The following is a 20,643-nucleotide window of genomic DNA, read 5'->3' on the forward strand; positions in this document are numbered from 1 at the left end:
TGTTTTTTTACAAAAAAATATGAAAATTGCTGATTTTCAGTAGTATGTGAATAATGCGTGTTTCAGTGTAATTTGTAAAAGCAAAAACTTTCGTTTTCCGTAGCTGAAAATTGATAGGAAAACAAACGTTGTAAAAGAAAATGTTAATGCTTTCATTTATAACGAAAAGATTATGTTTGATTTTTTTAATCAAAAATTTTGCCAAGAATGACTAATTAGAGATTAATTATTCTGTTTAGAGGTGGTTAATTTATAGTAGGTGTATAGCTTGTCTCTTTTTTTGTTATTGAAATGAAAATAAAGGTGGTGTAGTAGAGTTTGTTGAACTGGAAATTGTTCTTTTGTTATTACTTCGGGGATGAAAACTAGCTTTGTTGAGAGTTATTCTATTTCAATACGTCTTTAAAAGCTTGGAGTTTATGAAGTTACAAAGAATTTCAAGGGCATGAAATTTTACAGCTCACTTTCCGTCCTTAAAATAAAAAACCCTTGATAAAACATTGTTTATCAAGGGTTAACAAATTTCTTGGTGGTGCCTCCAGGAATCGAACCAGGGACACAAGGATTTTCAGTCCTTTGCTCTACCAACTGAGCTAAGGCACCAGTGCTAAATGCGGATGCAAATATATAACGTATTTTAGTTTCTGCAAAGGAAAATTAATAAAAAATCGTTTTGTAAATTAGCTTTTTTTAAAATTGAACCATGAATTTAATTATAGATATAGGTAATACGTATACTAAACTAGCTGTTTTTGAGTTGGATAAGATGCAAGAGAAAGTTGTTGTAGAAACTGTAGATATTTTAAAAAAAATTAAAAAAATTAAAAAAAAATATCGTGAAATAGAAAAAGCGATACTTTCATCTGTAGGAAAAATCAACGAAAATGATTTTAAATTTCTTAAAAAGGAGTTTAAATTAGAAGTTTTAAATCATAAAACAAAGGTGCCATTTAAAAATCTATATTCTACGCCAGAGACATTAGGAATAGATAGAATTGCATTGGTTTGTGCATCGGTAGAGAAATATCCAGATCGTAATGTCTTAATAATTGATGCGGGCACATGTATAACATTCGATTTTATTAACTCTAAAAACGAATATTTAGGAGGTGCCATTTCGCCAGGTATAAATATGAGATATAAAGCATTACATAATCAAACAGCTAATTTACCGTTACTAGATATAGAAGTACCAAAAAGCATTATTGGGACATCTACAAATACAGCAATACATTCTGGCGTAATTAATGGTGTTTTAAACGAAATTGAAGGAAATGTTAATGTTTATAGAGAAAAATACCCAGATTTAACAGTTATTTTAACAGGAGGAAATACTAAAATGTTGTCTAAACAATTAAAAAGTAGCATATTTGCCAACTCGAATTTCCTTTTAGAAGGATTAAATTTTATTTTACAATATAATTCATACTAATGATTAAAAAACTTCTATTAGTTTTTATTGCATGTTCTGCAATTCAAAGTTACGCCCAAGAAGGGACAGCATCTCCTTATTCCTTCTTTGGAATAGGTAGTTTAAAATTTAAAGGTACTGTTGAAAACAGAAGTATGGGGGGCTTAAGTATTTATAAAGATAGTATTCATATAAACTTAAGAAATCCAGCAACCTATGGTGGGAATAATATTGCATTTTATCAAAACGAAAGTAGACCTGTAAAATTTTCAGTAGGAGGAAGCCACACAACTACAAAACTTAAAAGTGATAATAGTAGTGATAGAGTACAATCTTCTACATTCGATTATTTAGCACTATCTGTACCTATCGGCAAATTAGGAATAGGTTTTGGGTTATTACCATACACATCTGTAGGATATAAATTAGAAAATAATAATGCAGACGGAAATTTAAATACTCGATTTAATGGAGAAGGAGGCTTAAATAAAGCCTATTTTTCTGTAGGATATCAAATAACTAAAGGGTTAAGTGTTGGTGTAGATGCTAATTATAACTTTGGAAAAATAGAGAATAGTACTATAGAATATAGCTATAATAATGAAGGAGAACTATTACAAACACAATCTAAAGAATCTAATAGGTCAGATTTAAGTGGGTTAAATTTTAATATAGGGCTACATTATCAAACCATGATAAGCGATAAATTAGAATTACAATCTGCTCTTACGTATTCGCCTACCAGTGACATTACGTCTAACAACGAGCGTTTTTTTAATAGTTTAACTATAAATCCTAATACTGGAGCAGAATTTATTGTTAATACAATAGAAGCAGACCTAGAATCATCAGGTTTAGACAGAACAATATTAACATTACCCTCTAAATTTACTATAGGAGCCGGAATAGGACAGCCTAGAAAATGGTTTGCAGGTATAGACTATACCTCTCAAAAAACAAGCGAATTTTCTAATCCACTATATGCAAATCAAGGAGCAACTTACGAAGACGCTTCTACACTATCTATAGGAGGATTTTTTATTCCAAAATACAATTCGTTTACAAGTTATTGGGATAGAGTGGTTTATAGAGCAGGTATGCGCTTTGAAAAGACAGGTTTGAATATAAATAATGAGTCTATTAAAGAGTTTGGCATGTCTTTTGGAGTAGGTATACCAGTTGGAACAGTATTCTCTAATGCTAATCTAGGAGTAGAAATAGGACAAAGAGGTACAACAAACGCAAATTTAATAAAAGAAAACTTTGTTAACTTCCAATTAAGTCTATCTCTAAACGATAGATGGTTTAAAAGAAGAAAATATAACTAACGACAGCTAATAGCACAAATATTAAGATTATGAAGAATAAGATTACATTATTAATAACGGTATTGTTTTTAGGTCTTAACCTAAGTTTTGCCCAGAGTCAAGAGGAATGTTTAACTAAGCTTTCTATAATGAGAGAGTATGCTAAAGCAAAAGATTACGAAGCAGCATATAAGCCATTTATGGAATTAAGAGAAACATGTCCTAAATATAACAGAGCAATTTATTCCGATGGAGAGAAAATTTTAGAAAACAAAATTGAAAAATCTACAGGAGCAGAAAAAATAGCTTTTATAAACGATCTTATTAAAATGTGGGATCAAAGAGCAATGCACTTTGCAAGTAAAACACCAAAAGGAGAGTATGATGCTAAAAAGGCTCAATTAAAATACGATAACAGAAAAGAATTAGGTTTAAGCGACATGCAATTATATGATGCTTTCGATAAGCCTTTTAACGAAGATATTAAGTCTTTTAAAAATGCAAAAAGCTTATACATTTACTTTAAGTTAATGGTAAAGTTGTATGATGCTAAACAAAAAACAGCTCAACAATTATTTGATAAGTATGATGATATTGTAGATAAAATTGAAGTAGAAGTTAAAGATAATTCAGATAAGTTAAATAAACTTTTAGCAAAGGAAGAAGCTGGAACATCATTAACTAAAAAAGAAGCTAGGTATAAAAAATACTACACACAAATATTAGCAGCATTCGATAAAATTTCTGGAAGTGTAGATAGAGAGTTAGGAGATAGAGCAAACTGTTCAAACTTAATACCATTATACCAAAAAGATTTTGAAGCTAACAAAACTAACGAGGTTTGGTTAAGAAGAGCGGCAGGAAAAATGTCTGATAAAGACTGTACAGGAGATCCATTATTCTTTAAATTAGTAAATGCATTACACAAATTAAACCCGTCTGCAAGTTCAGCATATTATTTAGGGATATTAAAGGACAAAGAAGGAGCTACAAATGAAGCGCTTAAATATTATGAGCAATCATTATCATTACAAGAAGACCCTTTTAAGAAAGCTAAATTATACAAAAGAATAGCAAGCAAGCTTAAAAAGAAAGGAAACTATGGTAAAGCAAGAACGTATTTCCAGAATGCGTTACAACTTAACCCATCAGATAAAAGCCCTCACTCTTTTATAGCAGCAATGTATGCTAGTAGTGCTAAAAACTGTGGAGACTCTGCATTTAACAAAAGAGCAGTATACTGGTTAGCAGAAAGCGAAGCTAGAAAAGCAGGAAACACTAAAGCAGTTGCAAGATATAAAGCATTAGCCCCTTCAAAATCTGAAATCTTTACAGCAGGTAATGCTGGAACAACAATTAAAATTGGGTGTTGGATAGGAAGAAGTGTAACAGTACCAAGTATTTAATGCATAAAGTAGTAAAACATATTATAAAAACAGGAGTCATGGCAATAGCCATGACTCTGTTTTTTTCATGTAAAAACAACTTTAAAGAAGTACAAAAAATTGGTATATCTGCAAATGAACCTCAAGGAGAAGCAGAAGGAATCAATGCAAAGCGTACAGATTCAGGAAGAGTTTCGGCCAATTTAATAAGTCCAAAAATGTTAGATTTTGGAAATAGATCCTTTGGTTATTCCGAATTTCCTAAGGGAATTACATTGCATGTCTACGATAATAATAACCAAAAGAGTACTATTGTATCAGACTATGCTATTTTATATACACAAACAGACTTGATTGACTTACAAGGTAATGTGGTTATTTCTACCCCCGCAAAAGATACTTTATATGCAGAACAATTGTATTTCGATCAAAAAAAGAAATGGATGTTCACGAACCTTCCCGTTACTTATAAATCTGAAGGAATTATTACACATGGTGCTGGCTTTGATTCAGATAAAGACTTTACACTTACAGAAGTATTAGAAATAAGTGGGCAATTTGCCGTTTCAGAATAAAATATTTTTTACTTTTTTTAAAAAGAAGTATCGCGTAAACGCTTCAAAAATTTGCATATCTTTACCGTATTAAAATTTTTATAAAGTGAAATACTTAAAATTTACACAGTACATCTACCTAATTGCATCGTTTTATTTTCTTTATGAAGTTATAACGAATTGGAATGCAGATAGAAGTCATGCATACTTATCCTTATTTCTATGCGCATTAGCCGTATTTATGTTTTTTTTTAGAAGAAAATTTCATAAAAAATTTAATGATAGAAACTAATTTAATCTACTAGTAAATGTCAATAACACTTATTGTAATCATAATTATAGTATCGTTATTGCTTTCTGCTTTTTTTTCGGGAATGGAAATTGCTTATGTGTCTTCTAATAAAATTCACATAGAAATTGAAAAAAAGCAAGATGGATTTTTAGCTAAAATATTATCTAAACTAACCGCTAAACCTTCAAAATTTATAGCCACAATGCTTATTGGAAACAATATAGCATTAGTAGTTTATGGTTTTTTCATGGGAGATCTTCTTATGAATTGGTTTGCTGTACAGTTATCCAATACAAGTTCGCCATTAGTAAAACTTGCACTAGGTGATTTTAATCTATTAACACAGACCATTATTTCTACTTTAGTAATATTATTCACCGCAGAATTTTTACCTAAAGTATTCTTTCAAATCTACTCCAACACTTTAATTAAAGCATTAGCCTTTCCAGCCTATCTGTTTTATCTTTTATTTACATTTATCTCAGATTTTGTTATTTGGATTTCAGATTTTGTATTAAAACGCTTTTTTAAAACCGAAGGCGATCAAGTTCAATTAGCCTTTACAAAAGTAGAATTAGGTAATTATATAAGCGAGCAAATGGAATCTGTAGAAGCACATGATGATGTGGATAGTGAAATTCAGATTTTTCAAAATGCATTAGAATTTGCCGAGGTAAAAGCACGGGAAGTTATGGTGCCAAGAACAGAAATTGTTGCTTTAGAAATTAAAGACTCAATAGAAGAGTTGAAAACAGTATTTATAGAAACAGGGTATTCTAAAATTATAATATATAAAGACACCATAGACGATATTATAGGTTATGTACATGCTTTTGAGCTTTTTAAAAAGCCAAAATCTATAAAAGCAATGGTTTTAGCTGTTGAATATGTTCCAGAAACCATGCTAATTAATGAGATACTTAATGTTCTTATTAAAAAACGAAAAAGTATAGCAGTGGTATTAGACGAATACGGTGGAACATCTGGTATTATGACCGTGGAGGATATTGTAGAAGAATTATTTGGTGAAATAGAAGATGAGCATGATACAGTAATACTAACAGAAGAAAAAATAGATGCATCAAATTATTTATTTTCAGCTCGTTTAGACGTTGACTATATCAATGAAACATATAAACTTAATTTGCCAGAAGGAGAAAACTACGAGACTCTTGGAGGATTAATTGTAGACCATACAGAAGAAATTCCGCAACAAAAAGATTTAGTAGACACAGAAAAATTTCAATTTGAAATATTAGAGGTTTCCGATACTAAAATAGATCTAGTAAAATTAAAAGTTAAAGAAGAAGATTAATCTTTAAGTAATGCCATTTTTCACCTTCATTTAAAGAAAAATAGCCCACATTTTTAAATTATTAGAATTAATGATAAAATCTACTTTTATTATTAAATAGAAAATGGTATTTTCGCCCACTATATTTCATAAAATCTATTTCAACAGATGGCAATTTTAAATAAGATAAGACAGAAAACATTCGTACTAATATTAGTAATAGCATTAGCATTATTTGCTTTTATATTATCAGGCGTTTTTAGTTCAGATGTGAGCTTAACAGGAAAATCTCCTAATGTAGTCGCTACAGTTAACGGTAAGGATATTTCAAGAGAAGCATTTATGGCTAAAGTAGAAGCTAGAAAAAATCCAAATGCAACTAATACACAGATAATGAATCAAGTGTATAACTATGAGGTTAATAGAATGGTAATGGAGACTGAGTATGACGCTTTAGGCTTAAGCATTAGTAGAGAGCAAATGATAGAGTTATTAAAGCCTAACTTACAGAATAGTCCAGAATTTCAAAATGAAGCAGGAGTATTCGATGTTGCAAAATTAAACACATACATTGCCAATTTAAAAGCAGCACCTAATAAAGCGGCTTACCAACAATGGGTAGATTATGAAGCATCTGTATCTGCAAACGGATTACAAGATACTTACATGAATTTAGTTAAAGCTGGAACAACTGCAACTTTAGCAGAAGGTGCTTTAGAACATAAACTAGAAGGCGATAAAGTAGATATTAAATATGTGCAAATTCCTTTTGCGTCTATTCCAGACAGCACAGTAGAAGTATCTAAATCTGAAATAACAGCTTACATAAACAAGAATAAAAAGAAATACGAAGTTGAAGATTCAAGAAATATACAATATGTAAAGTTTGAAGAAGTTGCATCTGTAGATGATGAAAAGGTAATAAAAACAGAATTAAACAAATTACTTAAAGATAGAAAAGAAGGAGCAGATTCTAAAGTAGTAAAAGGTTTTGAAAATATTTCTGAAGATGAAATTGCAGAATATGTAAACATACATTCAGAAGGAGCAGTTAAGTATCAAGATAGATACAGTTTTCCAAACACAATACCTGCAGCAATAAAAGATACAATTACAAAACTAAAAATAGGAGGCGTATATGGTCCATACAAAGAGGGTACAAGTTTTAAACTATCTAAATTAGTAGACGTTAAAAAACAATACGATTCATTAAAGGTTAGACATATTTTAATTCCATTTAAAGATTCTTTAAACGTTTCTTCAACAGCGACAAAAACAGAAGCAGAAGCTAAAAAAACGGCAGATAGTGTTTTGTCTATTATAAAGAGCGATAAATCGAAATTTGCAGAATTAGTAAAATCCTTATCTTCAGATCAAGGAAGTCTTGCAACAGATGGTGTATACGATTGGCATGCAGAAGGCACTATGGTGAAAGAATTTAATGAATTTGAAATTAGCAAGAACGTTGGAGATATGGGAGTTGTGAAAACACAATATGGTTTTCACGTTATGGAGTTAATGGGTAGAAAAAGCCAAAAAGAAGCCTATAAAATAGCAACAATAGAAAAGAAAATAATAGCTTCTTTAGATACAGAAGATAAATTATTTAGAGAAGCCTCTAATTTTGAATTAGCAACAGCTAAAAAATCATTTCAAGACGTTGCCAAAGAAACAAACAAAACAGTTAAACCTGTAAACACAATAAAGGCATTAGACGAAAACATCCCAGGCGTAGGAAACCAAAGAGAAATAGTACGTTGGGCTTTTGAAGAAGGTAGAGAAGTAGGAGACGTTAAACGTTTTAATGTAGCAGGAGGCGATTATGTTATTGTACAAGTAACCGCTAAAAATGAAGCAGGTTTAATGAATGTAACAGATGCATCAATTACAGCATTACCAGAAATAAGAAAAGAAAAGAAAGCAAAATTAATTAAAGATAGAATCACTGCTACTACATTACAAGAGGTCGCTACTGCAGAAAAACAAACAATAAAATCTGCATCTGCAATTAATATGAAAAACCCAACTATTGCTGGAGCAGGAAGAGAACCTTTAGTTGTAGGTACTGCTTTTGGACTTAAAGAAGGTGCGACATCTAAACTAATAACTGGAGAAAATGGAGTATATATGGTTCAAGTAACTAAAAAAACACCAGCCGTTGAGTTAGATAATTATCAGTCTTTTGCAAATAGATTAGAAACAGAAAAAGCAAATGCAGTAACTGCTAGATTATTAAAAGCATTAAAAGATGCAGCAGAAATTGAAGATAACAGAGCAAAAACTGTTCAGTAAAAAATAAAATAAACAAAAATAGTTTTAAGCCTTTTGCATTTATGTAAAAGGCTTTTTTTATAAAACCATTTTAGAGTAAGAAATAATAGTATTGTAACCTTTAGACTTAAAATAAGTACTTACATAGTCTAAAGAGCCAGTAGCCAATATAAAATCTCCTCCCCAGCCACCAAGGCTTTTAATCGCATTATTAAAATCATTAAATAAGCGAGATTTAATAGGTGTTTGGTTTGTTATTTCTCCAATTAAGGACTCATGAGAAGTTATTAAAAACTCAAAATCCTCTATAGTTTCGCAAACATTTAATTTATTAGTAATAATATTTACTTTACTAATCGTTTCAGAAATATGCTTTTTGTTGTTTTGGTATGTTTTAATAGCATCTCGGCTATTTTGTTTCTGGTTTAAGTGAACAAAATGAAGCTTATCTTTAAAGTTAGGATTAAAACAGACCTGTTCTATATTTGGTGCTTGGTTAGCCTCTAAATAATATAAAATAGGACTATCGTTAAAAGCGCAAGCAATATCGTAACCACTACCACCAAAAGTAGCATCAGATAATTTAAAAGGATCTACAGTTGCCCACTGCGCAATATTATTTAATAAAGTAGAAGAAGAACCTAAGCCCCAATCCCTTGGAAAATCTAATTTTGAAAAAACAGAATATCCTGTTTTTTCTGTTAAAAAATTTGGATTGAGTGTTTTTGCTGCTCTTAAAATTTGAAACAATCGTTTAGAAATAGCATCATTAGGAATATAATTGTCATTGATGAGTTCCGTTAAAAGAAAAGACGTCTCAAACCACACCACATTATTATTATCTATACTTTTCCATGTAATTTGCGGACTAGTTGTATTTTCTACAGATAGTGTTTGTCCATATTTAGTTGGTACAGCAAGAGCTTTAGCGCCGTCTAAAACAACATACTCCCCTGTAAGTAATAATTTCCCATTGCTATAGAAGTTCTGCATTTATAGACGCTATTTTCTTAAGTTAGTTAAAGCTTCAACAACAGCACTATGCGTTACAGTGTGTGTTTTAAAATAATTAACAATAGACTCTTTTTCTTCTTTATTGGCATCAAATTGATTTAATATATTCATTAAATGCATTTTCATATGCCCTTCCTGTATACCAGTAGTTGTTAAAGATTTTATGGCAGCAAAATTTTGGGCTAACCCAGCTACAGCAATAATTTGCATTAGCTCAGTAGCTTTAGGCTTATCTAAAATTTCTAGAGCTACTTTAACCAAAGGATGTAAGCTCGTTAAACCTCCAACAGTACCAAGCGCTAAAGGAATTTCTATCCAAAAACTAAAAACACCATTTTCTATTTTGGCATGTGTTAAACTACTATATTGCCCATTTCTAGCAGCATAAGCATGAACACCAGCTTCAACAGCTCTAAAATCATTGCCAGTAGCTAAAACTACTGCATCAATGCCATTCATAATCCCTTTATTGTGTGTTACAGCTCTGTAAGGCTCAACTTCAGCAATAGCGACAGCTTGTACAAATTTTTCGGCAAATAGTTTTGGATTGATATCGCCTTCAGCTAAAGCTTCAACATTACAAGACACCTCTGCTTTAACTAAACAATCTGGGACATAATTAGAAAGAATACTCATAACAATTTCTACAGGCGAATTAAGGTGGTTTTTAGCTTCAGCCTTAAATGTCTTTGCAAATTGCTCTAAACAAGAGTTTATAAAATTAGCACCCATAGCATCCAAGGTCTCAAAAGTAGCATGCAATTGGTAATAACCTTTTATATCCTGAGTTTTATCTTTTAATTCAATATCTAAGATACCACCACCACGTTTTTCCATGTTTTTGGTAATAGGCTTAGTATCTGTAATAAGTTTAGGTTTTATAGTATTAAAAAACTGTTCTAATAACTTAAAATCTCCATGAAACATAAAATGAACTTGTCCAATTTTAGTTGTAGAAAGCACAGTAGCTTTAAAACCACCACGACTCATCCAAAATTTTGCAGCTTTACTAGCAGCAGCAACAACAGAACTTTCTTCAATAGCCATGGGGATGGCATATGTTTTTCCATTTATTAAAAAGTTTGGAGCAACACCAAAAGGCAAATAATAGTTAGAAATTGTGTTTTCTATAAACTCATCATGCAACTGTTGTAACTTACTATTAGTATTAAAATATTGAGTAATAGTCTCTTTTGCAGTATTAGAGTTAGATAGATAAGTACTTACAATCCAATCTATTTTTTCAGATTTTGATAGTTTAGAAAAACCAGAAATCGATTTATTCATCAGGAAAAATTTAATGCAGCAAATATACCACTCTAAAAGCAAAGTCTATGGTTTTGTATTAAAGTTGAAGGAATTATAAAAAGAAACTATAAAATAATCTTATATAACATGGTTAAGCCTAAGTAAGTAAATACCGTATATTATACGCTATTAGGAAGAAATAACTGTTAATAGTTAGGGTTTTTTGCATATTTTTTAGTAAACTTGACATTATTTTGTTTAAAAATCATTCTTAATGAAAATTTGTAAATTTTTACTGTTAACTTTCCTTTTTGCAACTACTTTAACATCAGCTCAAACCCAAAATATAACTCTAGATGAAATATGGGGTGGGGAATTTAGAACAGAACGAATGGATGCTCTGCATTCTATGAATAACGGACAACAATATTCGGTTTTAAATTTTGATAGGAAAAATGGAAAAACCACAATAGACATATACGATTATAAAACCTTGAAAAAGGTTAAAACATTAGTAACATCTTCAGATATTGAAGAACTACAATATTTCTCCGATTATAAATTTAGTGATGACGAAAGCCAAGTGCTTTTAGCAACTAATGAAGTCTCTATTTTTAGGCGTTCATCTTTAGGTAACTACTATGTATTAGATACGAAAACTAAAAAAGTAACAGCAGTTTCAGATCAAAAAATTCAAGAGCCAACCTTTTCTCCTAACGGAAAAAAGGTTGCCTTTGGTTTAAATAATAATCTTTACATAAAGGATTTAATAACAGGTAAGACCACACAGATTACTTTTGATGGAGTAAAAAATAAAATTATCAACGGAATTACAGATTGGGTATATGAAGAAGAATTTGCTTTTGTAAGAGCTTTTGAGTGGAATGCAAATAGTGATAAAATTGCATTTATTCGTTTTGATGAAACTAATGTGCCAGAATTTTCAATGGATGTATACGGGCAAAACCTTTACCAAACACAAACGGTATTTAAATACCCTAAAGCAGGAGAAGCTAATGCTATTGTGTCTTTACATATTTATGATTTAAAAGCAGATAAAACACAAGAAGTAAAAGTAGATAAAACATACACAGATTTTTATATACCAAGAATTAAATGGACAAATGACGCTAATATTTTAAGTGCTCATTACATGAACCGTCACCAAAATGAACTAGACCTTTGGATGATAGATGCTAAAAAGAACAAAGCATTTATAGCAATAGAAGAAAAAGATAAAGCATATATAGACGTAACAGATAATTTAACCTTTTTAAAAGATGATAGTTTTATTTGGACTAGCGAAAAAGATGGATACAATCATATCTATCATTACGGGAAAAAAGGAAAGCTAATAAACCAGATAACAAAAGGAAATTGGGAAGTAACAAACTATTATGGTTACGATGCCAAAAATGAAAAAATATATTACCAATCTGTAGAAAATGGGTCTATAGATAGAGATGTATATTCTATTGACCTTGATGGAACTAATAAAAAACGTTTAACCAAAACAGATGGGACAAATAATGCAGCATTTAGTGCAGACTTTACTTATTTTATAAATACATTCTCTAGCGCAACGACACCACCAGAATATACTTTAAATAACTCTAAAACAGGAAATGTTGTTAAAAGCATAAAAGACAACGACAAATTAGCAGAAAAATTAACCAATTATACAACTTCTAAGAAAGAGTTTAGTACAATAAGCGTTAATGGAAACGATTTAAATATGTGGATGATAAAGCCTGCAAATTTCGATCCAGCAAAACAATATCCATTATTTATGTATCAATACTCAGGACCAGGATCTCAACAAGTTGCTAACAAATGGAATAGTGCTAATGACTATTGGTATCAAATGCTAGCCCAAAAAGGCTATATAGTAGCTTGCGTAGATGGTAGAGGAACAGGTTTAAAAGGTGCTGACTTTAAAAAAGTAACACAAAAAGAATTAGGTAAATACGAAGTAGAAGACCAGATTGAAGCAGCTAAATTATTAGGAGCTCGACCGTATATAGATGCAGAACGCATTGGTATTTGGGGATGGAGTTACGGAGGATTTATGAGTAGTAATGCTTTGTTTAAAGGCAACGATGTATTTAAAATGGCAATAGCGGTTGCACCAGTAACAAGTTGGAGATTTTACGATTCTATTTATACAGAACGTTACATGACAACACCTCAGGAAAACCCTAGTGGTTATGATGATAATTCTCCAATAAATCATGTAGATAAATTAAAAGGAGATTTTCTATTAATTCATGGAACAGGAGACGATAATGTACATGTGCAAAATACGATGAGAATGGTAGAAGCATTAATTCAAGCCGATAAGCAATTTGAATGGATGATTTACCCAGACAAAAACCATGGTATTTATGGAGGAAACACAAGATTGCATTTGTACAAAAAAATGACAAACTTTATCGATAGAACTTTAGGAGATAAAATAAAAGCCCCTAAAGCAACTAAAGAAGAAGTAAAGATTAAAGGATAATATTATACTAACTAATAAATAATTTATTTATATGGAATTTAAATTTGGAGGTTCAGAAACCAATCAAAAAACGGTGCTAGGCCATCCGTCTGGTTTATTTGTGCTGTTCTTTACAGAAATGTGGGAACGCTTTTCATACTACGGTATGCGAGCATTATTAGTGCTATTTTTAGTTGCTACATTAATAGATGGAGGCTGGGCTTGGGAAAGAGCAGATGCACTTAAATTATACGGTTTATATACAGGGCTGGTATATATAACTCCAATACTTGGAGGGCTTATAGCAGATAAAATAATGGGGTATAGAAAAGCAATAGTTCTTGGTGCATTATTAATGACATTGGGGCATGCTTCTATGGCATTAGAAGGAACAACGTCTATGTTTTTCTATTTAGGATTATTTCTTCTAATTATTGGGAATGGACTGTTTAAACCAAATATTTCTTCAATGGTTGGTCAGCTATACAAAAACCAAGGAAAAGAAAAAGATGCAGGTTATACTATTTTTTACATGGGTATAAATGCAGGAGCATTTTTAGGAATTTTATTATGTGGATACATTGGTGAAAAAATTGGATGGCATTATGGATTTGGTTTAGCTGGAATTTTTATGTTCTTCGGAATGTTACAATTCTATTTCGCGCAAAAAATATTTGCAAACATAGGACTATCTCCAAAGCAGTCAGACGACCTAGATGATGTAATTGAAGATTCAATTGAAAAAATTGAGGACGATATTGAAGAAGTTATCGATGATGCGAAAAAATCTAAGGTAACAAAAGATAGATTAATTGTTATTGGAGTTCTAGCATTCTTTACAGTATTCTTTTGGTGGGCTTTTGAACAAGCAGGTGGATCTATGACGATATTTGCATCAGATTATACAGATAGAGTGTTAACAGGAAACGGAGCCTATACCTTTAAAATAGTTAATACATTATTAACGGTAGTCCCTATGTTAATTATTACATGGGTATTAGGGATGTTATTTAAACAAACATTTTCTAAGTTCTCCTTATCAAACATATTATTAGGAACAAGTTTTGTTATAATATGGGCTATAGTTATATGGATGTTAGTAAGAGAATTTCAATCAGATAAAGCAGAAGTAGCTGCCTCTTGGTTTGGAATATTAAACTCTTTCTTTATTATTGCGTTTGCGCCATTATTTTCTAAAATTTGGCAAAGTAAATACAATCCTACAGGTCCAGTTAAATTTGCTTTGGGATTAATATTACTAGGAGTAGGTTTTGGAATATTAGCATTTGGTTCTATGGGAATACCATTAGGAGCTAAAACGGCTTCTGTAAGTATGATTTTCCTAATCTTAGCATATCTTTTCCACACACTAGGAGAATTATGTGTGTCTCCAGTAGGACTGTCTTATGTAAGTAAATTAGCTCCAGTTAAATTAGTAGGTTTAATGTTTGGAGTATGGTTTGTTGCTAACTTTATAGCAAATACCTTAGCAGGTATTACAGGTAGTTATATAGATCCTATAGTAGAAGAGTATGGAATGTCTACATTCTTCTTAATATTTACATTAATTCCTATTGGTGCTGGTATTGTTATGATTATCTTAAACAAAACATTATTAAGAATGATGCACGGCATTAGATAAAAAATAAATATTATATACTAAAACGCCTCGTTGAGGCGTTTTTTATTTTTTGTAACTTTGGAATGCTATTTGCGACTACACATAAAGAATTAAAAAGATTTAAAATGAAGAAGACCATTGTTTTAGCACTATTTGCACTATTTGCTACAGTATCAATATCTGCGCAAGAAATTAATTGGGTAACACTAGAGGAAGCAGTAGCGCTTCAAAAGAAAGAACCAAGGAAAATTATGATGGATGTATATACATCATGGTGTGGACCATGTAAAGCTCTAGACCGTAATACATTTAAAAATAAAGATGTTGCAGACTATGTAAATAAAAACTATTATGCCGTAAAGTTTAACGCAGAAGGTAATGACGTTATAAAATTTAGAGGAGAAACATTTACAAACCCTAATTATAACCCGGCAAAAGCAAGTAGAAGAAATTCAGTGCATCAATTATCAAGATTCTTCAGTATACGCTCGTATCCAACAATTGTATTTTTAGATGAAGAAGCAGAGTTTTTAGCTCCAATAGTAGGTTATAAAAAGCCTCAGCAACTAGAGTTATACTTAAAAATGTTTAAAAAAGACGAGCATAAAGGCATGGATACACAAAAGGCATTTAATGACTATTATAAAAAATTTAAAGCCGAATTTAAAGAGTAAATAAACGTCTAAATTATATAGATATTTAATTTAGAGTTATAATAAAAGCTCCTTTTTCATTAGTGTTATGGAAAGGGAGTTTTGCTTTTTTACAAACCTGTTTCCATTGCTTTATATACGATTTGTAATTACTACCATCTGCAATAATATACTTTGGTTGCAAAGTATTAATTAATCGTTCTAAGTTAACTTTTGGAGATTGCCTTAGCAGAACATAGGTTGGTTTAATAGTCTTTAAATTATATGTCCCAATACTATCTATAACTAACAAATAATTGGCATTTACATTATATATAGTCTGCAAGCTATTAGACTTTAATGTATTGATATTGTTAAACACTTTATAGTTAGAAATAATATCATTATTTAACGAATCTAAATCTGAATAAAGTTCAAGCTTTGTATTGCTTTTGTAGCCAATAACAGTATGCTTGCTTTTGTGGAAAATAGTGAATTGAGAATTGTTTGAATTGTACTTACTAACAATGAGAGTACCTTGAAAACAAATTATAACAATTAATACTATATAAATACGGCTGTAACTTGGTTTAGTAACCCATTTTACTATTGTAAATAGTAAAAAGTATGCAAAAAATACCTGAACAGCATTAAATGAAATTTCAGTAAAAATAAACTGCTCTTGTAGTGCTATCCATTTTACTAAACTATTCATTGCAGAAATAACAAAACCATAAAATGTTACCAAAAAGTTTGGTAAGCCATTTAAAAGCGCCAGAACTATAATTAATATACCTAAAGCTAGTATGAAACCAAGAAATGGGATGATAATTAAATTAGAAATGAAAAATAAACCAGGAAACTGGTGAAAGTAAAATAGACTAATAGGAACAACCCCAAATTGAGCAGCCAAAGTTACTGTAAAAATATCCCATAACCATTTTAATATTTTATACTTAGGATGCCATAATTTAACTATTAATGGTTGTATCGCTACAATAGCTATTACAGCTAAATAACTTAATTGAAAACCGACATCGAAAATAAAAAGTGGTTTAAAAAGCAGTAAAATAAGTATTGAGAGTGCTAATGTATTATAGATATTAGTAGAGCGTTTTAAATGCAAAGCAATTGTAACAATACTAAACATAGTAACCGCCCTAATTATTGAAGCCGATAAACCAGCAATAATAGCAAAACCCCATAGAGAAGTAAGTATAAATATTACCTTTATCATTCTCCCATGTTTTAAATAAATTAATGGATGAAATAAACCATTTAATAAAAGTAATAGAATTCCAACATGCAGGCCAGAAACAGCTAGAATATGAATAGCACCGGCATTAGTATAATTATTTTGGATAGTTTTACTAACACCCTGTCTTTGTCCCAGTATTAGAGCATTAATAATAGCAAGTTCATCAGGATTAAAGTGATGAGTTTTTAGCCTATTATTAATAGTTCTCCGCAGTAAATCTGCATAACCGTATAGCGTATGTGGTTTAGAGTTGATATTAAGCAGTTGCTTTTTTGAACTGTAAATTTGGTGGTATATATATTGTTTTTCCAAGTAATGCTTATAATCAAATTGATTAGGATTTAATGGGCTATTAATGGTTTTAAAGGGCTGGTAGGTAGTATAAATATCATCTACATGTAAAGAAGAGTTTATACTATCTTTAGTAACATATAATAAAGCTATTCCCGATACAGGTTGCTCTCCAATTTTTAAGACATCTATAGTATACTTTTTGTTGTAATTATTAGGTTTTAAAATACTGTTAACTCTAAAAGTAATCGATTGGTTAGATAAATCTACTTTAGAGTAATGCCGAGGATTTAGTTTTTTATTGTTTAAATTGGTTATAAGTATTCCAATAGATACAGTAGTAATAAAAGATAGTATACTAAAACTAACAGATGTATTATAAGTGTTTTTTAAAACAAGAAGTAAACAGCCTAAACCAATTAAAAAAACAATAGTTATATAGAGGGAGAGATTAGTAGGAATAGAAAAATAGTAGGCAGCTAATATGCCTACGACTAAACAAATAGTTAGTTGTATTATGGTGAAGTTAAGGGCTTTCAATTACCCTAAATTAATAAAAATATTACTATATATAAAGTGTTTTTTTATTTTTTAAACCTAATAAATAGAGTTTGATTTATATAAGGTTATAAGTTTAAAAAACAATTTTATTTAAGCAAACGCCTGGCTTGCACAAATGCAAAATACCAATAACGTTCGGCTAAATTAGAAACGATAACACCTTTGCTTGTAGATGAATGAATAAATTCTACGTTTCCTACACGTGAAGACGTAACAATGCCAACATGATTTACTTTACGATTATTTTTTTTGGTTGCAAAAAACAATAAATCTCCAGGCTTTACTTCTTTTAAATCAATCCAATTTCCGTAAGTAGCCATAGCGCTTGAAACCCTAGGTATTTTTATATTTTCTTTTTTAAAAGCGGTGTAAACTAATCCAGAACAATCCATACCAGCTTTAGTAGTACCACCATACTTATAACGCGTGCCTTTATAATACTTTGCATTATTAACAATAGCTTGGGCAAGAGCATTAGTAGTTTTTGGTTTTGCAGTTGTATTTCGCGTAGGTCTAGGTCTAGGTCTAGGTCTAGACTTTTTTATGGTTTTTGTTGTTCTTGTTTTTTTGGTAACAACACGTCTGTTTTTAGAGGAACCACAAGACGTTAATGTTAAAGCGAGAATTAAAAGTAGAATTAGGGCTTTTTTATGCATTAATATTTAGATGTTATTAATAATAGAATTATAAATTAGTTTTGAGGTGTTTTCACTAGCACCTTTTCCTCCAAGAGCTTTTTCTAACTCGTAATAATGAATAAAGAATTTAGTACGTTCGTAAGGGTCTAAAAGTTTATCAAGTTCTTTTTTTAAACGATTAGTATTAAAATCATTCTGTATTAATTCTGTTACAGCTTCTTTATTTAAAATTAAATTAACTAAAGAAATGTAGTCTAAATTAACCAAGCGTTTTCCAATCTGGTAAGATAGCCAACTCCCCTTATAACAGACTACTTGAGGAACTTTAAAAAGAGCGGTTTCAAGAGTAGCTGTACCAGAAGTAACCAAAGCAGCAGTAGAAACACTTAATAAGTCGTATGTTTTATTAGAAATAAAATGAACATTATTCTTTTTAATAAATTGCTTGTAGAAACTATAATCCTGTCCTGGAGCACCAGCAATAACAAACTGATAGTTTTTGTAATTATCTACAATACTTAGCATTATAGATAATATTTTGGTGATTTCTTGCTTTCTACTTCCGGGTAATAAGGCAATAATAGGCTTATTGCTTAAACCATTTTGAGTTCTAAATTCAAATTCGTCGACCTGCACTCGTCCAGCAATTGCATCAATTAGAGGGTGGCCAACAAAATGTACAGGGAAATTATGCTTATCTTCATAAAAAGGCTTTTCAAAAGGAAGAATAACATACATCTCATCAATGTCGTTTTTTATAGCTTTAATTCTATTTTCTTTCCAAGCCCATATTTGCGGAGAAATATAATAATGAGTTTTAAACTGTTTCTGCCTAGCCCATTTAGCAATGCGTAAATTAAAGCCAGGATAATCAATAAAAATAATAACATCAGGATTATAGTCTTCAATATCTTTTTTGCAGAATGCTAAATTTCGAGTTATGGTTCTTAAATTCATAACAACCTCTAAAAACCCCATAAAAGCGAGGTCTTTGTAATGTTTTACGAGAGTTCCTCCTACACTTTGCATAAGGTCTCCTCCCCAAAACCTAAAATGGGCATCGACATCTTGAAGTAATAGAGATTTCATTAGATTAGAACCATGTAAATCTCCCGAAGCCTCTCCCGAAATAATATAATACTTCATCTGCTTGTATTAATAGTTTTGTTATTGATATAATTCTCTAAAACTTATTTACTAAAAAGATAATAGCAACTATTATAATAGCTAAAATTAATCCTTTGGCATAATCCTCTTTTTTTCTACTCAAAAAGTAATAAAAAACAGGAAGATTTAAAAGGATGCCAATACCAGCATAGTTTTTAATAGTAGAAAAAGATACTATTTTTTGTATAATTTCTTTAGATTCTAAGCCTAAACTAGCATTTAAATAAAGCACATAAATAGTTATGCCTATAAAAGTAACCGCTAACCCAGTTATAAAACCAGTAATAATTGCTTTTTTATTCATTAAAACGCCATGTGTTTAATTCTTGAATACATTGATGAGCTGTTAAATCGAATTGCACAGGAACTACAGAAATGTAACCATTCTCTAAAGCCCATTCATCGGTATCCTCACCATCATCATAATTTTCAAATACTCCAGAAAGCCAATAATAATCTTTACCCTGTGGTGTCTGTCTTTTGTCGAAAGCCTCTTTCCAATTAGCTTTGGCTTGTCTACATATTTTAACACCTTTAATTTTAGAATCTTCTAAGTCAGGAATGTTTACATTTAAAACAACACCTTTTTTTAAACCATGAACTAAAACATTTTTAGCAATAATTTTTGCATATTTTTTTGAAGCTTCAAAATTAGTTTCCCAACTATGGTTTAAATTAGAAAAACCAATAGCGGGAATGCCTTCAATACCAGCTTCAATAGCAGCACTCATAGTGCCAGAATAAATAACATTAATAGAGGAGTTCGAGCCATGGTTTATTCCAGAAACGCAGAGGTCGGGTTTTCTATCTAAAATTTCATTTATTGCAATTTTTACACAATCTGCAGGTGTGCCAGAACAACTGTACTCTTCATCAATACTCTCATCAATATTTATTTTTTGTAAATGTAAAGTAGAGTTTATGGTAATTGCATGCCCCATTCCACTCTGTGGACTATCTGGAGCAACAACAATAACTTCACCAATAGTTTTCATAACAGCAATCAAAGCTCTTATGCCAGGTGCAGTTACGCCATCGTCATTGGTAACTAAAATAAGTGGTTTTTTCGTCATTATCCCTCGAATTTACCCGCTAAAATACACAAAATCTTATGTATTTAAGCTTTTTAACTCGTTTAACAAAAAATTAGCTTCAATTGCATTTATTGGCACGGTTTTTTCTTTATTTTAGTGGAATAATATAAGTTTTATTTTATT

16 protein-coding genes and 1 tRNA gene are annotated in these 20,643 nt (G+C 30.6%); 9 read left to right on the top strand and 8 right to left on the bottom strand.

Translation table 11 applies throughout. The annotated features are described in order from the left end of the window. Positions 1–527: 527 nt before the first annotated feature. Positions 528–603: transfer RNA gene (locus tag ACVC08_RS08830), tRNA-Phe, on the bottom strand. A 100-nt stretch (positions 604–703) separates the two neighbouring features. Here ACVC08_RS08830 and ACVC08_RS08835 point away from each other — a divergent pair. The 6 genes from ACVC08_RS08835 (at position 704) to ACVC08_RS08860 (ending at position 8,535) form a co-directional block, all read left to right on the top strand. After that, positions 704–1,432 (top strand): type III pantothenate kinase, encoded by a 729-nt coding sequence (locus ACVC08_RS08835; RefSeq protein ID WP_452598873.1) that lies wholly within the window; start codon positions 704–706, stop codon positions 1,430–1,432. Then, positions 1,432–2,739 (top strand): hypothetical protein, encoded by a 1,308-nt coding sequence (locus ACVC08_RS08840; protein WP_452601769.1) that lies wholly within the window; start codon positions 1,432–1,434, stop codon positions 2,737–2,739. Before ACVC08_RS08835 ends, ACVC08_RS08840 begins: the two co-directional genes overlap by 1 nt. A gap of 29 nt (positions 2,740–2,768) precedes the next feature. Continuing rightward, the gene (locus ACVC08_RS08845) at positions 2,769–4,124 is read left to right on the top strand and encodes a tetratricopeptide repeat protein (RefSeq protein ID WP_452598871.1); all 1,356 of its coding nucleotides are present in this window, start codon (positions 2,769–2,771) and stop codon (positions 4,122–4,124) included. Then, positions 4,124–4,678, top strand: a complete 555-nt coding sequence (gene lptC / locus ACVC08_RS08850) for an LPS export ABC transporter periplasmic protein LptC (RefSeq protein ID WP_452598870.1) — start codon at positions 4,124–4,126, stop codon at positions 4,676–4,678. The genes ACVC08_RS08845 and lptC overlap by 1 nt, the downstream gene beginning before the upstream one ends. A gap of 287 nt (positions 4,679–4,965) precedes the next feature. After that, the gene (locus ACVC08_RS08855) at positions 4,966–6,264 is read left to right on the top strand and encodes a hemolysin family protein (protein WP_452601770.1); all 1,299 of its coding nucleotides are present in this window, start codon (positions 4,966–4,968) and stop codon (positions 6,262–6,264) included. Positions 6,265–6,411: 147 nt separating this feature from the next. Continuing rightward, positions 6,412–8,535, top strand: coding sequence for a peptidylprolyl isomerase (locus ACVC08_RS08860; protein WP_452601771.1), 2,124 nt, complete (start codon positions 6,412–6,414; stop codon positions 8,533–8,535). A gap of 57 nt (positions 8,536–8,592) precedes the next feature. Here ACVC08_RS08860 and ACVC08_RS08865 read toward each other — a convergent pair whose 3' ends face one another. Further along, complete coding sequence (locus ACVC08_RS08865) at positions 8,593–9,507, bottom strand: GYDIA family GHMP kinase (RefSeq protein ID WP_452601772.1); 915 nt, start codon at positions 9,505–9,507, stop codon at positions 8,593–8,595. Between the two features lie 9 nt (positions 9,508–9,516). After that, positions 9,517–10,815: a hydroxymethylglutaryl-CoA reductase, degradative gene (locus ACVC08_RS08870; protein WP_452601773.1), complete on the bottom strand. Its 1,299-nt coding sequence runs from the start codon at positions 10,813–10,815 to the stop codon at positions 9,517–9,519. Between the two features lie 235 nt (positions 10,816–11,050). Here ACVC08_RS08870 and ACVC08_RS08875 point away from each other — a divergent pair, with 235 nt between their 5' ends. The 3 genes from ACVC08_RS08875 to ACVC08_RS08885 all read left to right on the top strand — a co-directional run bounded on the left by ACVC08_RS08875 (position 11,051) and on the right by ACVC08_RS08885 (position 15,553). Further along, positions 11,051–13,279 carry a S9 family peptidase gene (locus ACVC08_RS08875; protein WP_452601774.1) on the top strand — a complete coding sequence of 743 codons (2,229 nt, stop codon included), beginning with the start codon at positions 11,051–11,053 and terminating at the stop codon, positions 13,277–13,279. Between the two features lie 31 nt (positions 13,280–13,310). Next, positions 13,311–14,900 carry a peptide MFS transporter gene (locus ACVC08_RS08880; protein ID WP_452598864.1) on the top strand — a complete coding sequence of 530 codons (1,590 nt, stop codon included), beginning with the start codon at positions 13,311–13,313 and terminating at the stop codon, positions 14,898–14,900. A 104-nt stretch (positions 14,901–15,004) separates the two neighbouring features. Then, on the top strand, positions 15,005–15,553 hold the full coding sequence (locus tag ACVC08_RS08885) for a thioredoxin family protein (RefSeq protein WP_452601775.1): 549 nt from the start codon (positions 15,005–15,007) through the stop codon (positions 15,551–15,553). Between the two features lie 25 nt (positions 15,554–15,578). Here the strand turns inward: ACVC08_RS08885 and ACVC08_RS08890 are convergent, their stop codons facing one another. The 5 genes from ACVC08_RS08890 to surE all read right to left on the bottom strand — a co-directional run bounded on the left by ACVC08_RS08890 (position 15,579) and on the right by surE (position 20,499). Next, the gene (locus ACVC08_RS08890) at positions 15,579–17,600 is read right to left on the bottom strand and encodes a ComEC/Rec2 family competence protein (protein WP_452601776.1); all 2,022 of its coding nucleotides are present in this window, start codon (positions 17,598–17,600) and stop codon (positions 15,579–15,581) included. Positions 17,601–17,707: 107 nt separating this feature from the next. Continuing rightward, positions 17,708–18,277 carry a C40 family peptidase gene (locus ACVC08_RS08895; protein ID WP_452601777.1) on the bottom strand — a complete coding sequence of 190 codons (570 nt, stop codon included), beginning with the start codon at positions 18,275–18,277 and terminating at the stop codon, positions 17,708–17,710. A 6-nt stretch (positions 18,278–18,283) separates the two neighbouring features. Continuing rightward, positions 18,284–19,405, bottom strand: a complete 1,122-nt coding sequence (gene lpxB / locus ACVC08_RS08900; protein WP_452601778.1) for a lipid-A-disaccharide synthase — start codon at positions 19,403–19,405, stop codon at positions 18,284–18,286. Between the two features lie 37 nt (positions 19,406–19,442). Next, positions 19,443–19,730, bottom strand: a complete 288-nt coding sequence (locus ACVC08_RS08905) for a hypothetical protein (RefSeq protein ID WP_452600070.1) — start codon at positions 19,728–19,730, stop codon at positions 19,443–19,445. Continuing rightward, complete coding sequence (surE, locus tag ACVC08_RS08910) at positions 19,723–20,499, bottom strand: 5'/3'-nucleotidase SurE (protein ID WP_452601779.1); 777 nt, start codon at positions 20,497–20,499, stop codon at positions 19,723–19,725. Before surE ends, ACVC08_RS08905 begins: the two co-directional genes overlap by 8 nt. Positions 20,500–20,643: the final 144 nt, after the last annotated feature.

Source organism: Pontimicrobium sp. MEBiC06410 (genome assembly GCF_053601615.1).

What these genes read in the sequence shown, in the direction of transcription:
- ACVC08_RS08865 (WP_452601772.1), bottom strand. Translation starts at nt 9,507, where the DNA reads ATGCAGAACTTCTATAGCAATGGGAAATTATTACTTACAGGGGAGTAT.
- ACVC08_RS08880 (WP_452598864.1), top strand. Translation starts at nt 13,311, where the DNA reads ATGGAATTTAAATTTGGAGGTTCAGAAACCAATCAAAAAACGGTGCTA.
- surE (WP_452601779.1), bottom strand. Translation starts at nt 20,499, where the DNA reads ATGACGAAAAAACCACTTATTTTAGTTACCAATGACGATGGCGTAACT.
- ACVC08_RS08895 (WP_452601777.1), bottom strand. Translation starts at nt 18,277, where the DNA reads ATGCATAAAAAAGCCCTAATTCTACTTTTAATTCTCGCTTTAACATTA.
- ACVC08_RS08845 (WP_452598871.1), top strand. Translation starts at nt 2,769, where the DNA reads ATGAAGAATAAGATTACATTATTAATAACGGTATTGTTTTTAGGTCTT.
- lpxB (WP_452601778.1), bottom strand. Translation starts at nt 19,405, where the DNA reads ATGAAGTATTATATTATTTCGGGAGAGGCTTCGGGAGATTTACATGGT.
- ACVC08_RS08885 (WP_452601775.1), top strand. Translation starts at nt 15,005, where the DNA reads ATGAAGAAGACCATTGTTTTAGCACTATTTGCACTATTTGCTACAGTA.
- lptC (WP_452598870.1), top strand. Translation starts at nt 4,124, where the DNA reads ATGCATAAAGTAGTAAAACATATTATAAAAACAGGAGTCATGGCAATA.
- ACVC08_RS08840 (WP_452601769.1), top strand. Translation starts at nt 1,432, where the DNA reads ATGATTAAAAAACTTCTATTAGTTTTTATTGCATGTTCTGCAATTCAA.
- ACVC08_RS08875 (WP_452601774.1), top strand. Translation starts at nt 11,051, where the DNA reads ATGAAAATTTGTAAATTTTTACTGTTAACTTTCCTTTTTGCAACTACT.
- ACVC08_RS08855 (WP_452601770.1), top strand. Translation starts at nt 4,966, where the DNA reads ATGTCAATAACACTTATTGTAATCATAATTATAGTATCGTTATTGCTT.
- ACVC08_RS08835 (WP_452598873.1), top strand. Translation starts at nt 704, where the DNA reads ATGAATTTAATTATAGATATAGGTAATACGTATACTAAACTAGCTGTT.
- ACVC08_RS08860 (WP_452601771.1), top strand. Translation starts at nt 6,412, where the DNA reads ATGGCAATTTTAAATAAGATAAGACAGAAAACATTCGTACTAATATTA.
- ACVC08_RS08905 (WP_452600070.1), bottom strand. Translation starts at nt 19,730, where the DNA reads ATGAATAAAAAAGCAATTATTACTGGTTTTATAACTGGGTTAGCGGTT.
- ACVC08_RS08870 (WP_452601773.1), bottom strand. Translation starts at nt 10,815, where the DNA reads ATGAATAAATCGATTTCTGGTTTTTCTAAACTATCAAAATCTGAAAAA.